The 13054-nt window shown below is 42.4% G+C and carries 17 protein-coding genes and 1 tRNA gene; 1 reads left to right on the top strand and 17 read right to left on the bottom strand.

Annotated features, from left to right (window positions below; translation table 11 throughout):
• Positions 1-21: 21 nt before the first annotated feature.
• Complete coding sequence (gene dapF, locus BUB66_RS00865; protein WP_073253255.1) at positions 22-864, bottom strand: diaminopimelate epimerase; 843 nt, start codon at positions 862-864, stop codon at positions 22-24.
• 129 nt (positions 865-993) lie between these two features.
• Here dapF and BUB66_RS00860 point away from each other — a divergent pair, with 129 nt between their 5' ends.
• A complete protein-coding gene (locus BUB66_RS00860) occupies positions 994-2763 on the top strand; it encodes an Rqc2 family fibronectin-binding protein (RefSeq protein ID WP_073253252.1) in 1770 nt (589 codons plus the stop codon).
• 1 nt (position 2764) lies between these two features.
• Here BUB66_RS00860 and pyrR read toward each other — a convergent pair whose 3' ends face one another.
• The 16 genes from pyrR to BUB66_RS00785 all read right to left on the bottom strand — a co-directional run bounded on the left by pyrR (position 2765) and on the right by BUB66_RS00785 (position 13043).
• Positions 2765-3301 carry a bifunctional pyr operon transcriptional regulator/uracil phosphoribosyltransferase PyrR gene (gene pyrR, locus BUB66_RS00855; RefSeq protein WP_073253250.1) on the bottom strand — a complete coding sequence of 179 codons (537 nt, stop codon included), beginning with the start codon at positions 3299-3301 and terminating at the stop codon, positions 2765-2767.
• Positions 3302-4225 carry an RluA family pseudouridine synthase gene (locus tag BUB66_RS00850; protein ID WP_073253246.1) on the bottom strand — a complete coding sequence of 308 codons (924 nt, stop codon included), beginning with the start codon at positions 4223-4225 and terminating at the stop codon, positions 3302-3304.
• A 17-nt stretch (positions 4226-4242) separates the two neighbouring features.
• Complete coding sequence (gene lspA, locus BUB66_RS00845) at positions 4243-4695, bottom strand: signal peptidase II (protein ID WP_073253243.1); 453 nt, start codon at positions 4693-4695, stop codon at positions 4243-4245.
• A 127-nt stretch (positions 4696-4822) separates the two neighbouring features.
• The gene (locus tag BUB66_RS00840; RefSeq protein WP_073253240.1) at positions 4823-5449 is read right to left on the bottom strand and encodes a TraR/DksA C4-type zinc finger protein; all 627 of its coding nucleotides are present in this window, start codon (positions 5447-5449) and stop codon (positions 4823-4825) included.
• Between the two features lie 20 nt (positions 5450-5469).
• Positions 5470-5772: a DUF5665 domain-containing protein gene (locus tag BUB66_RS00835; protein WP_073253627.1), complete on the bottom strand. Its 303-nt coding sequence runs from the start codon at positions 5770-5772 to the stop codon at positions 5470-5472.
• Between the two features lie 52 nt (positions 5773-5824).
• Complete coding sequence (locus BUB66_RS00830) at positions 5825-6529, bottom strand: 5'-methylthioadenosine/adenosylhomocysteine nucleosidase (RefSeq protein ID WP_073253237.1); 705 nt, start codon at positions 6527-6529, stop codon at positions 5825-5827.
• A 29-nt stretch (positions 6530-6558) separates the two neighbouring features.
• Positions 6559-6810 carry a TM1266 family iron-only hydrogenase system putative regulator gene (locus BUB66_RS00825; protein ID WP_073253234.1) on the bottom strand — a complete coding sequence of 84 codons (252 nt, stop codon included), beginning with the start codon at positions 6808-6810 and terminating at the stop codon, positions 6559-6561.
• A complete protein-coding gene (locus tag BUB66_RS00820; protein ID WP_073253231.1) occupies positions 6764-7327 on the bottom strand; it encodes a DivIVA domain-containing protein in 564 nt (187 codons plus the stop codon). Before BUB66_RS00820 ends, BUB66_RS00825 begins: the two co-directional genes overlap by 47 nt.
• Before the next feature lie 23 nt (positions 7328-7350).
• Positions 7351-7632 (bottom strand): YggT family protein, encoded by a 282-nt coding sequence (locus tag BUB66_RS00815; RefSeq protein ID WP_198409322.1) that lies wholly within the window; start codon positions 7630-7632, stop codon positions 7351-7353.
• A 20-nt stretch (positions 7633-7652) separates the two neighbouring features.
• Entirely contained in the window at positions 7653-8081 is a 429-nt protein-coding gene (locus BUB66_RS00810) for a cell division protein SepF (protein ID WP_073253228.1), read from the bottom strand.
• 17 nt (positions 8082-8098) lie between these two features.
• The gene (locus BUB66_RS00805; protein ID WP_073253225.1) at positions 8099-8788 is read right to left on the bottom strand and encodes a YggS family pyridoxal phosphate-dependent enzyme; all 690 of its coding nucleotides are present in this window, start codon (positions 8786-8788) and stop codon (positions 8099-8101) included.
• Positions 8764-9867 (bottom strand): HlyD family efflux transporter periplasmic adaptor subunit, encoded by a 1104-nt coding sequence (locus tag BUB66_RS00800; protein WP_073253222.1) that lies wholly within the window; start codon positions 9865-9867, stop codon positions 8764-8766. Before BUB66_RS00800 ends, BUB66_RS00805 begins: the two co-directional genes overlap by 25 nt.
• A gap of 103 nt (positions 9868-9970) precedes the next feature.
• A complete protein-coding gene (locus tag BUB66_RS12110) occupies positions 9971-10135 on the bottom strand; it encodes a hypothetical protein (protein WP_159431488.1) in 165 nt (54 codons plus the stop codon).
• A gap of 91 nt (positions 10136-10226) precedes the next feature.
• Positions 10227-10303: transfer RNA gene (locus BUB66_RS00795), tRNA-Pro, on the bottom strand.
• A gap of 69 nt (positions 10304-10372) precedes the next feature.
• Entirely contained in the window at positions 10373-11851 is a 1479-nt protein-coding gene (gene spoIVA, locus BUB66_RS00790) for a stage IV sporulation protein A (protein WP_073253219.1), read from the bottom strand.
• A gap of 163 nt (positions 11852-12014) precedes the next feature.
• A complete protein-coding gene (locus BUB66_RS00785; RefSeq protein WP_073253216.1) occupies positions 12015-13043 on the bottom strand; it encodes an NAD(P)H-dependent glycerol-3-phosphate dehydrogenase in 1029 nt (342 codons plus the stop codon).
• Positions 13044-13054: the final 11 nt, after the last annotated feature.

Below are 13054 nucleotides of genomic sequence, written 5' to 3'. Positions count from 1 at the left end.
TCTCCCCCGTTCGTCGAAATTTTAAAGTATATTGAGGTCTATCTCGCCGGTATATACTTCTGCGGCAGGTCCCGTCATATAAACCCGTCCGCTTTCTTCCACCTCTATGAAAAGGTCTCCCCCCGGCAGGTTCACCGTTACTTTAGGGCCAGTTAGTCCTTTTTTGTAGGCCGCAACCGCCGAAGCACATGCCCCTGTGCCGCAGGCCATGGTGAGCCCGGCTCCCCTTTCCCATACTCTCATTTTCAAAAAATCACGCCCTTTGACTTGTACAAATTCCACATTGGTCTTTTTCGGGAAAAACGGGTGCTTTTCTATTTTAGGCCCCAACTGTTCAACCGGAAAACTTTCCACATCGTCCACGAAAATCACGCAGTGTGGATTTCCCATTGAAACTCCAGTAAACTTAAACCCTTGGCCGTCCACTTCGATATCGAGGTCTACAGCTTCCTCTTTCACATCTTCTTTCAACGGTACATCTTTGCACTTCAGACTGTAGCATCCCATGTCAACCCTAACACCTTCTATCAAATCGTCTTTAACGATGACTTCCGGTTTTATGATGCCCGCTAAGGTTTCCACCGTCATATTCGCCTTTTTTACAAGTCTCCTTGAAAAAGCGTACCGGGCAAAACAGCGTATTCCGTTTCCGCACATGTCCGCTTCGCTGCCGTCGCTATTTATGATCCTCATCTTGAGGTCCGCTTTTTCGGAAGGGAGCACCAGCAGTATGCCGTCAGCTCCTATTCCTCGGTGTCTGTCACATATTTTTGCCGCCTTATCAAATATTATTCTCACATCTTCTATAAAACCATTTACGACAATAAAATCGTTTCCCAGACCGTGCATCTTAGTAAACTTCATATTACGCTATCACCCTCAATCTTATTTGAAAAATCATTACTAATTATTATACCACCTAATTCCTATTAAAACAATATATTCATTTATGGTATACTAAAAGCAGCCTAATATAAAAGGGGGGGGACGACCATGCCATTCGATGGAATAGTATTAAACGCAGTTATAAACGAACTGAAAAAATGTTTAATCGGAGGAAAAATCGATAAAGTATACCAGCCGGACAAAAGCGAAATCCTGCTTTACATAAGGCGGCACAAGGAAGAAAAAAAACTCCTTATCTGTGCCCATCCTCAGAATTGCCGGCTGCATTTAACCGATGTCGAAAAAGAAAATCCCAGCTCACCGCCAATGTTTTGTATGCTGCTCAGGAAGAGTCTTTCAGGCGGGAAAATCATCGAAATAAGGCAAAAGGACCTGGAAAGGCTTGTCGAAATAGTAGTTGAAAACGAAGATGAATTTGGAAGAACTATATATCGGACTCTTATAGTGGAGATAATGGGGAAGCACAGCAATATAATACTCGTTGACGATATTAACAAAATCATAATCGACTCCATAAAGCGAATACCTTCCGATATAAACCGGGTAAGGGAAATTCTGCCCGGAAAAAAATACGTCCTTCCACCATTTGGTCAAAGATTAAACATCCTCGATTGCGAAATTCAAACGGGCAAAAAATTGCGCGACATTATTTTGCAAGCTTCAGAACCAATCAAGGTCGAACGCTGGATAACGGAAAAATTTATGGGAATAAGCAAAACCGTCTCGAAAGAGATTTTATTCAAGAGTGGAGTTCACGAAGAAAAGCCTGCAAACGAATTGAATTTGGAGGAAAAGCAAAAAATAGCCGAGGCTCTAGTAGAACTCTCCTTAGATATAAAAAACTCGCGGTATTCGCCAAAAATTTACTTTGACGAGGGCACCGATGAACCCGTGGAATTTTGGATTTTTCCTCTATCGCACCTTGATAAATTCAAAGTCATTTCCCTGAAAAGCGCAAACGAAGCGGTCGACCTATTCTATTCTCTTAGGGAAAAGTACGAAAAACTCACAAGCATAAAGAAAAATTTGCGCCATCAATTAGAAAAGCACATAAAAAAACTTCGCCAGATTCTCTTCTTTCAACAGGAAAAAATTGATGAAGCTAGCGACATAGAAAAATTTAAATTGTTCGGTGAGCTTCTTTCAGCCTATCTTTATAAAGTTGCGCCGGGGACGAAGGAAATCAACCTCCCAAATTTTTACGACGAAGGCAAAACCGTTTCGATACCGCTGGACGAAAAACTTTCGCCGTCCCAAAACGCCCAATATTACTTTGAAAAGTACAAAAAACTTCGCGCTACCAAGGAAAAAGTTGAAACCCAAATGGAAAAGACTTTGAGCGAAATCAAATACTTAGAAAGCGTACTTTACAACATAGAGCAGGCGGAGAACGTGGAAGATATTGAAGAAATCCAAAAAGAACTTTCAAAATACGGTTACATAAAAGAATCAGGAAAAAAATCGAAGGGCGAAGCTCACCCTTCTTCACCTATCAAATACACGTCTTCCACGGGCTTTACCATCCTAGTCGGAAAGAATAACATACAAAATGACATGATTACCCGAAAGGCAAAACCCGAAGATATTTGGATTCACGTAAAAGACCTGCCCGGTTCCCACGTAATCATACAGACGGGCGGAAGACCGGTCGATGACGAAACTCTTTTGGAAGGATGCTTGCTCGCCGCATATCACAGCAAAGCCCGTAATGGGAGCAACGTCGCCGTCGACTACACTTTGAGAAGGCACGTGAGGAAACCTCCGGGAGCCAAACCGGGTTTTGTAATTTATGACCATCACAAGACCATTTACGTGACACCGGACGCGGGGATTGTTGAGAAGCTGAAAAAAAATTAGACTATTTTTTTAGGATTACAACGCTGTTTTCCCCATCGACTTCCTCCAGTTTAACCTTTATTATCTCATCCCTGGACGTGGGCACGTTTTTCCCAACGTAATCCGGCCTTATGGGGAGTTCTCTATGCCCTCTGTCGATGAGCACTGCTAGTTGTATCAGCCTTGCACGCCCCAGATCCGACAGGGCATCCAGGGCCGCCCTCGCGGTCCTTCCAGTATATATAACGTCGTCCACCAGCACTACTTTTTTACCTGTAATCTCGAAATCTATTTCCGTCTTGTTTACCACGGGCTGCTCCGATAAAGTCGAAAGGTCGTCCCGGTAAAGCGTTATATCCAAAATCCCCACGGGGATATCTACTCCTTCTATTTTTTTAATTTTCGACGCCATTCTTTTTGCCAGCGGAACCCCTCTGGTCCTTATGCCCACCAGCACAAGGTCTTCTACTCCTTTGTTACGCTCGATAATTTCGTGACTTATCCTGGTCAGCGCCCTGTCAATGGCTTTATCGTCCATTATGCAGGCTTTTTCTTCCATTCATATCACCCTCTTTTTCAAAGTATTTAAGATTTCATTAAAATCATCGGGAAGCGGGGCCTCAAAGGTCATGAACTCACCTTTCCTCGGATGATAAAGCCCCAATCGAAAAGCGTGAAGAGCTTGCCCCTTAATTTTAAAAGGATTTTTCTTCCTTGAATAAACAGGGTCTCCTACAATCGGATGGCCTATATAGCTCATATGAACCCTAATTTGGTGAGTCCTTCCAGTCTCTATGCTGACTTCGACGAAAGTAAAATCTCCGAATCTTTCTAATACTTTAAAATGGGTTATGGCCTCTTTGCCATGTTTTGCATTCACGGCCATCTCTACCCGCTTTATCGGATGCCGGCCTATTGGAGCCTCAATCGTCGCCTTATCCTCAAGGATATTTCCCCAAACTATGGCAAGATACGTCTTTTTCACCTTTTTGTTTTTAAATTGATTTACTAGCTCTCGGTGGGCCTGGTCGTTTTTTGCCACAACGATAACGCCGGAAGTATCTTTGTCTAATCGGTGAACTATCCCGGGGCGCAGAACACCATTTATTCCGGACAAATCTTTCGTGTGGTACAAAAGTGCATTTACAAGAGTTCCGCTGTAATTTCCAGGGGCTGGATATACTACCATACCGCGGGGCTTGCTGACAACGATTATGTCCTGGTCCTCGTAGATAATATCGAGAGGAATATTTTCAGGTTCGACCGAAAGGGGTTTGGGAGCGGGTATCTTTGCTTCAACTATATCGCCTTTTTTCAACTTGTAATTGGGTTTTACAGATTTTCCGTTTACCTTTACCCACCCTTCTTCGATCCCTTTTTGTATGTAACTCCTCGAAAAATCGTTCATTAATCCAGCCAAAAAAACATCTATGCGCTTTTTTACATCTTCTTCCGCCACGTTGATTTTGAAGGTCCTCTCCAAAAATTGCCCCTCCCGTTTCAATCCAAACTTTTTAGAATCTCACTGTCGCACATTACTAGGTACAAAAGCAGAAGCACACCTATTACCACTGCAGAATCAGCCACATTAAAAACAGGCCAGATTCTGAAATCTATAAAATCCACCACGTAGCCAAAGCGCAAACGGTCTACCAGGTTTCCAAAAGCTCCGCCCAGAACAAGGGCGAGTGTAAATTTGAAAAGTTTCTTTTCTTCAGGCAATCTTGTCAGATAATAAACAATAACTGCAATAACCGCAAAAGATACCACAACGAAAAAAAATACCCTGCCTTTTAGAAGGCTGAAGGCTGCCCCGGTATTTTGCACGTACGTCAGATGCAAAATATTATCTATGACCGGAATTGACTGGTTGGGAGCCATGTGCATTTTAACCAGGGCTTTTGTCAACTGGTCCACCGCAAAAATAAGTGCTGCAAAAATCCATACAGCCAAATCGCTATAACCTCCAAACTTTTATTGCTACATAAAAATTATATACCACTGCCCTCCTGACATCAACGAAATCTTTACTACCTAGCAAATCGCGCTGGATAAAAAAATAAATACCCATTGCGGGTATTTATCTTCCCAATTTGCCCGGTTCATCTTCATAAATTACTTTATCCAATTTATCAGTTATCCCTCTTTCCTCGCTTCCATCGGTATAAGCTTCTTTGTAATCAACCGAACCCGGTTCATCCTGGGGAGTGTTGGCTGTGCCGTACCTAGCCACATCCTGCCACGCATCCTCCCCATCGTATCCAACATTTTCCGAATCGTCGCGAAAACTTTTCCCGAATGGATACTTCAAGACTTCTTCCTCTACCGGTCTTGCCCCCTTCGCGAAAATTTTTTCTTCTTCTTTGCTGCATTTTGCACATAAGGTGGTGTACGGGACTAAATTTAAACGCTCTTTTTCTATCGAGCTGCCGCATTTCTCACAAAACCCATAACTCCCGTCCTCAATTTTACCAAGGGCCCTTTCCACTTTCACCAGCATCCTTTTCGTATTATCCCGCAGGCCCAGGTCCTTTTCCCTTTCGAAAGTTTCAGCCGCCAGGTCCGCCGTGTGGTTATCGTACGATGAAAGTTCCCCAACCGATTCTTTTAAAGGTTCCGAACCTCTCCTGGTTATTGTAGACATTTGGCTCTCCAATTCCCGTTTCAAGTCCTCCAACTTCCGACGGTAGTACTCTTTGTTTTCCAAGATTATCCTCCTCATCACCATTATTTTACGGAAAGTTCATCCTGCACTATCCTGACTAATTCAGCTATGAAATCGCCTATGAGGGGGAGATTTAGTATGACTACGCGTTGGAGGATGTAAAGTGCCAAAGCCCCCAGCAAAGTGAACCCCACCGCCATTCCAAAACCCCTTGCAACTCCGGCCAAAAAATTTAGATAAAGCAGCCTCTTGGGGTTCCTAAACAGTTCCAAGTATTCCGAGAGGTTTAGCTTCTCTATCTTGACCGAAAGCTCGTCGATTTTTAAGCTCAACTCGCGGATGAGGTTTTCCCTTTCCCTTTCCATCAACATTAAGGTACCCCTTATTCTAATTTAACCAACTCTACCTTTTTTATGCCTACTTCAAATTATCCAAGATCCCTATAATTATATTCGAAGAATTTTTGGCCGCTGCTTCTGAGAATTCTTCGTACACCACAACAGCCTTATCGTCAGCTCTGTCCGATATGGATCTTATCACGACAAAAGGTACATCATTTACGTAGCATACATGTCCGATGGCTCCTCCCTCCATCTCCACACAGGAGCCGTCGAAGACATCTCTCAAATATTTTACTCTCTCAGCGCTGCATATAAACTGATCACCGCTCAATATTCTCCCCTTAACTGCTTTTTTCCCTTTTAAGGTTTGGCGGGCTACTTCCCAGGCAATTTCCACCAGGTTCTCGTCAGCCTTGAAAAATTTGACCCCTAGATTCGGGATTTCACCGAGTTCGTGACCGAAAACCGTACCATCCACATCATGTTGAGCTACCTCGGTAGATATTACTACATCTCCAATATCCAGTTCTTCCCTCAAAGCCCCTGCCACACCGGTACATAAAATTACATTCGGCCGAAAATAGTCTATTAAAAGCTGGGTGCACAAAGCCGCATTGACTTTCCCAACACCGCTTTTTACTACGACGACTTCTTTCCCTTGCAGGATGCCTTGATGAAAAGTTAAAGCTGCCCTCTGTACGGTCCTTGTTTTTTCCAGCTTTTCACATAAAAGGACTACTTCTTTATCTAAAGCGCCTATTATCCCTATTATATGAACCATCCCTTTCAGTCAATTTAAATCCACAATCTTCAAGCCGTCACCGCGGATTTTACCTTTACTCCCGGAACCTGACCCAACTTTCCAGTGAGTGCGCCAAGCTCATCGGTGGTCGCATCGACAATAAGCGCGATGACTGAAATTCCCCTTTCCTTGTATGGTATGCCCATTCGGCCTACTATCATGTCGCCGAATTTCGACAATATCTCGTTCACCTTCGCGGCGGATTTTTCCCTCTCATAAACTATTATCCCCACCACCGACAGCCTCTTTTCCTCCGCCATCGCCGTTTTCCCCTCCTTCTTCTCCTTCAAAATCATGCCCGGCTGCTGCTTCTTTTACATAATCTTCGCCATCCAACCCCGCAGAATTGATGAGGTCTATTTGCGACTGTAAAAAATTTAAAAACCTCGTCTTGAAGAGTTGAAATTGAGCCTTTATTTCTTCGTACCGTTCACTTAACACATCGCATCGCATTTTAGCTTTCGCAAGCATTTCCTCAGCCTTAACTCGGGCGTCCTTTATAATCAGTTCCTTTTCCCGTTCCGCGTTCCTTTTTAAGTCTTCGGCAGCTTTTTCTGCAAGGATAATAGCTTTTTTAAGCGTGGTTTCCAGCTCTTGATATTCTTTGAGTTTTTCCCTCAAAAACTTTATTTCTTCTTTTAACTCTTGATTTTCCCTATATAATTTCTCATAACTTTGAGTTACTTTTTCTAAAAAATCCTTAACCTCTTCCTCGCTGTACCCCCTGAAAGATTTTCTGAATTCCTTTTTTTGAATGTCCAGTGGAGTCAAGGTCATTTTTATCACCCCTATCCTGTGATTTAATATATCACCTTCAACAAAAGCGCCACTGCCACATTTTTTACAATATTCATGGTAATAAGCGCAAAAACGGGTGAAAAATCAATATAAAAACCTCCTCTCGGGGGTAAAAATCTAAAAAATAAATGCCTGAAAGGAGCAAGGAGAGGTTCAGTAACTTGATAGACGAATCTATAAATTGGCCAATACTCCGCTCTAGGTAGCCAACTCATGAATACTCTTACGATGATTAAAAATTCCATAAATCTGAAAAACAAGTCTATCGTTCTGATTATCAACAAAGGCTTTAACCTCCTCAGCATCAAACTTTAAAAATAGGCTTTTCTTTTCCGGATTCCATCTCGTCGATGTTAAAACCTGTTATATCCACGTTGTTCGGCGCAAAGACAAAAGTGCCGCTTCCGACTTTCTTCACTGTTCCGTCTAATACAAAGACGCTGCCGCTTAAAAAATCCAGTATGCGCCGTCCCGTCTCCTTATCCAGTCCCTCCAGGTTAACTATGACCGCCCTGCGGTTTTTCAACTCCTCCGAAATCTCCCTTACTTCATCGAAACAGGTGGGTTTGAAAACCGTCACCCTGTTCTTCGGTATCTGATGAATATTTATAATCCTCCCTCTTTCGGGTCTTGCAGGCATGCCAAGGGGGTCTTCATACTGGTGCACAGGCGGCTCCTCGTCTTCTATTCCCAGGAAATAAAGTATCTTATTCCACAATTTGTTGCTGGCCATTTTTATACCTCCTCACCCTAGATTCTCGGTCCGAAAATACCGCTCCCTATTCTTATCATGTTTGCCCCCTCTTCTATGGCCACATGAAAATCATGGGTCATACCCATTGATAAAAATTCCATTTCTACATTTTTTAAGCGTAAATCCTTCAATTTCAAAAATAATTCCCTCATTTTTTTGAAAAACGGCCTTACGTCTTCAGGGTCCTCTTTAAAAGGTGCTATGGCCATCAAACCTTTTACCCTGATGTTCTCTAGTTCTGATATCTTCTTTATTAACTCTGGGGTTTCCTCGTATTCCGCTCCAAATTTGGTTTCCTCTTTGCCGATGTTTACCTGAACCAGCACATCCATGACCTTCCCGAGCTTACCCGCCCTTTTATCGATCTCAACTGCAAGTTCGTAGCTGTCCACCGACTGAATCATGGAGAAAAGTCTTACCGCATACTTAGCTTTATTTTTTTGCAAATGTCCTATCATGTGCCAACTGACGTCGCCTTTTACCAATCCTATTTTCCTCTGAGCTTCCTGAACTCGGTTTTCCCCTAAAATTGTAAGTCCATAATCGACGGCCACCTGGATTGTTTCAGGCATAACCGTCTTAGTTACCGCAACTATCTTTATATCTTCCTCCCGGCGGCCCGATTTTTCAGCCGCCTCCTTAACCCTCAACCTCAACGTTTCTATATTCTTCTTAATAAACTCCATATCAATCCCCTCTTTACTACAACTCTGTCTCCGAGTTTTACGCCTTCCACAATAGCGTTTTTATCGTCCTTCGCTATTACCTTTACTGGTTTGAAAATCAGCTTTCCATCAAAAAATAAAAGTACACCTTCTTGCCCTTTATCGTCTACTAAAGCTGAAACCGGAACGCCTATACCATTATGTGTCCGTACCACAATTTCGACACGAGATTTTCTTTTATCTAGCAGCTCGAAAGGCACTTCTTGAACAGAAAATACAGCCGTCTTTTTAGTCTCGCTAAGCTCTCTCAGTCTAGTTTTTATTTCCAGGTCATGCTCTGGAAACCTAATAGTGTATTTTTCACCTATCTTTAAATTTGGACCATCCCACTTAGCCACAACTTCCAGGGTTAAGCTATCGACAATCTTCATTACAGCTTGGTTTGTTTTTACTATTTCTTGAAACGTCTGCTCACTCCCAGTAGCTTTTATATTTTCTATATCTTCATAGTCCAAACTGCTTACTTTTTCGGGCACCAAAAGGTATTCATATCCGTCTACATTAAAGCTGATAACTCCTGCCATTGGCGAAAAGATCGTAGATTCCACCTCTTGCAACTTCTTTTCCTGCAGTTTGATACTTTTTTCTATCATCTCTATAGCCGCTTCGTTTTGCAGCTTTAAATCGTTTCCGGCCTTTTTTATATTTTCCAATTTCCTTTTAAGTTCATCCATCTCTCTTTCGAGCAACTGCTTTTTGTCTACATCGGCGACCACTTTAAAAAGAGGGGCATTCACCCTCACCCTTTCTCCCGCTTTGACCATTAGCTCTATCTTGCCTTCGGCCGGTGCGTTTATCACCCTTTCGTTTTTAACAATAACGGCTTCACTTGAAATAATTTCTTTCACCGTGCTTTCCTTGGCTATATATATGTCATCACGGGCACACTCTAAAATACATAAAACTGCAAGGCACAAGAACAACACCGTCAGCGGTAAAAGAATCCGGCGCTTTTTTCGAATTTTCCTCGACCTCAATTCCACGACTTTCGAATAGGTCTTCCTCTTCATCCCCTTCACCATATTTTTTATCTTCTCCAAAAAATAGAAGAATCCTTCCATTTTGTAAGAAAATTGGAAGGAGAAATCCCTAAACTTTTATACTTTTCCACTGTCCTCCTTTAAATCTGATTGTGTACATCACCTAAATAAGCCATATAGCTTCTGCTAAGCGCGAAATGAACGACGAAATCCCGGCTCCCACCACTTTCAACCTGGGAAAGCCTAGTCCACCGAAAATAAAACCGATTGACCCATAACCCGCCTTGCTTTTCCCCTGTCTCCTTTGTTTTAATAAATATCTGTTCATATTTTTAGTATCCGTCCTCGATAGACAATAATTGGTATTTCATACAAAAAAATAACGCAGAGCTTATGTCGCTCCACGTTTGCTTTCTTAATGGTCTGAGTGGGGGGACTTGAACCCCCGACCTCTAGAACCCCATTCTAGCGCGCTACCAAGCTGCGCCACACCCAGACACTGTCCGATTTCACTTTATATTATAAAGCATGAGGTAGATATTTTCAACCCCCGACAGAAAATTTTTTAAAGGATTATGCATATAAGGCTTCCGCTCCCTTCGTTTACGATGCGCTGCAATGTTTCCTGCAATTTAGCCTGGGCCGATTCGGGCATATGAATGAGTTTATTTTGTATGCCTTCCCGCACTAAATCTCGCAATGATTTCCCAAAAATATTTGTCTGCCAAATTTTTGCTGGATCATTCTCGAATTCGCTCATTAAATAATTAATAAGTTCTTCACTTTGCTTTTCAGTTCCAATAATAGGTGAGAGTTCTGTTTGAATATCCGCTCTTATCATGTGGATTGAAGGGGCAATGGCCCTTATTCTTACTCCGAATTTAGAACCTTGCCTTATAACTTCAGGCTCTTCTAACGTCAGTTCATCTAATTGAGGTGGAACTATTCCGTATCCTATCCTTTTTACGTCATCCAATGCTTTTGCTACTTTGTCGTATTCTCTTTTTGCATCCACTAAATCTTTTATCAGCGGTATAAGATGGTGCTCTCCTTCTATGGTTAGCCCTGAAATTTCACTTAATACTTTGTAAAATAGTTCTCTTTTCGCTTCCAATAATACTTCAGCTATTCCAATTCCCAAATTCATCTCTTTTATTTTTACTTGCTCAACAAAATCACTTTCTTTTAAGGACAAAGCCACTTTATTTATATCCCTGACTCTATTTACATCTTTTATTTTTTCTTTTACTGTTTCTTCAAATTTCTTTCTCAAATAGTGTTCCTTTCCCAAAGCATCTATCCATTTCGGGATATGTATGTTAATTTCTACCAATGGGAACTCTAACAGGATTTCCTCAAGAAGAGCAAAAACATCCTCCTGAGTCATTTCTTGGCAGTTAAGGGGAATTACCGGAACATCGTATTTTACTTCTAGCGCTTCTTTGAGATCGCGAGTTTTTTTATCAGTTGGTTCAGCAGAGTTCAGCACAATTACAAATGGTTTACCGATTTCTTTCAGTTCGCTTACCACTCTTTCTTCAGCCTGAACGTAATTTTCCCTGGAGATTTCTGTTATTGTTCCGTCTGTAGTCACCACTATACCTATTGTGGAGTGTTCCTCAATAACTTTTCGGGTACCGATTTCCGCAGCTTCCTGAAAAGGTATTTCTTCAGCGAACCACGGCGTAGATACCATCCTCGGACCGTTTTCATCTTCGTAGCCAATAGCGCCCCTTACGGAATATCCGACATTGTCCACCAATCGCACCCGAAACTTGATATTATCTTTAAAAGTTATCTCCACCGCCTGGCTTGGAATGAATTTAGGCTCTGCTGTGGTTATCATCCTTCCAGCTCCACTTTGGGGTAGCTCATCTTTCGTCCTGCTTTTTGCATTAGGATCCTGGATGTTGGGAATTACGAGCAACTCCATGAACCTCTTTACGAAAGTAGACTTACCCGCCCTTACAGGCCCTACCACACCTATATAGATATCGCCGCCAGTTCTTTCCGCAATGTCTTTAAATAAGTCAAATCTTTCCACGGTTTCCCCTCCTTAGTAAACTTATCTACCCCCTTCCTATCCATAGTTTTACGTCCGGGTTTCCCTTAGGAAGGGTAGTTTTTTCGCTTTTTTTCAATATATATATATGACGCCGTGTCCCGAATATTACTTCAAAATAAAAAAACGTGGACTTGCCACGTTTTTAAATCCATTCTTTATTTATCAATTCTTCCATTTCGTGTTTGCCCCTTCTGCCCATGAGTTCCTTGACAGCATCCACCGGGTCTTTGCCCTCATAAAGCACCTCATAGGCTTTTTCAGTTATTGGCATCTCTATTTTGTGCTTTCGAGCCAGGTCATAAGCAGCCTTGGTGGTATATATGCCTTCTATAACCATATTAGTCGAACCCACAACCTCTTTTACGGTTTTTCCCCGGCCTATTTCTATACCTGCCCTTCGATTACGGCTGAACATGCTATTGCACGTAACTATAACATCGCCGACGCCAGAGAGCCCAAAAAAAGTGGACACTTGCCCTCCCATTTTTACACCCAGCCTGATAATCTCCATTATTCCCCTAGTTATCAAAGCCGCCCTAGTATTGTCTCCGAAACCTAATCCTTCTGCTATCCCCGCACAAATCGCTATTATATTTTTTAAAGCACCTCCCATTTCCACTCCAATAACATCCAAATTGGTATAAACCCTGAAGTAAGAATTCATGAAAAGGTCCTGCACTTTTTCTGCCACATCCTTTTTTTCAGCCGCAGCCACCACTGCAGTTGGAAGTCGCCTTGCTACTTCTTCCGCATGACTGGGACCTGAAATTACGGCAATTTCTACCTCCAAATCTTTGGGCATTTGTTCTCTTATGATCTGCGACATCCTACGGAGAGTCCTTATTTCTATGCCTTTTGCAGCACTTATGACGATACTTTTGTTTTCCATGTATTTTCCTGCTGCTCCTGCTATTTCTCGCATAGCCTGGGAGGGAACAGCCATCACCACAAATTCGGCCCCTTCAAGGGCTTCTTCTAACTCGTTTGTGATTATAATTTCATCCGGAATTCTAATACCAGGCAAATATTCGCTATTTTCGCGAGTAATTTTTATTCTTTCGGCGAGCTTTTTCCTTCTTACCCATAATCTCACTTCGGTTCCGTTGTCGGCAAGTATTTGAGAAATTGCAGTACCCCAACTCCCCGCGCCGATAACCGCCGCTTTCACCACATAATGACCCC

The sequence above is a fragment of the Caldanaerovirga acetigignens genome, from assembly GCF_900142995.1.
Lineage (GTDB): Bacteria > Bacillota > Thermosediminibacteria > Thermosediminibacterales > Thermosediminibacteraceae > Fervidicola > Fervidicola acetigignens.
The sequence above is the reverse complement of the archived record's forward strand: the minus strand, read 5'-3'. Positions and strand labels throughout refer to the sequence as shown.

Coding starts and splice junctions, on each gene's coding strand:
- dapF (WP_073253255.1), bottom strand. CDS start 864: ATGAAGTTTACTAAGATGCACGGTCTGGGAAACGATTTTATTGTCGTA.
- BUB66_RS00860 (WP_073253252.1), top strand. CDS start 994: ATGCCATTCGATGGAATAGTATTAAACGCAGTTATAAACGAACTGAAA.
- pyrR (WP_073253250.1), bottom strand. CDS start 3,301: ATGGAAGAAAAAGCCTGCATAATGGACGATAAAGCCATTGACAGGGCG.
- BUB66_RS00835 (WP_073253627.1), bottom strand. CDS start 5,772: ATGGAAAGGGAAAGGGAAAACCTCATCCGCGAGTTGAGCTTAAAAATC.
- BUB66_RS00830 (WP_073253237.1), bottom strand. CDS start 6,529: ATGGTTCATATAATAGGGATAATAGGCGCTTTAGATAAAGAAGTAGTC.
- BUB66_RS00825 (WP_073253234.1), bottom strand. CDS start 6,810: ATGGCGGAGGAAAAGAGGCTGTCGGTGGTGGGGATAATAGTTTATGAG.
- BUB66_RS00820 (WP_073253231.1), bottom strand. CDS start 7,327: ATGACCTTGACTCCACTGGACATTCAAAAAAAGGAATTCAGAAAATCT.
- BUB66_RS00810 (WP_073253228.1), bottom strand. CDS start 8,081: ATGGCCAGCAACAAATTGTGGAATAAGATACTTTATTTCCTGGGAATA.
- BUB66_RS00805 (WP_073253225.1), bottom strand. CDS start 8,788: ATGGAGTTTATTAAGAAGAATATAGAAACGTTGAGGTTGAGGGTTAAG.
- BUB66_RS12110 (WP_159431488.1), bottom strand. CDS start 10,135: ATGAACAGATATTTATTAAAACAAAGGAGACAGGGGAAAAGCAAGGCG.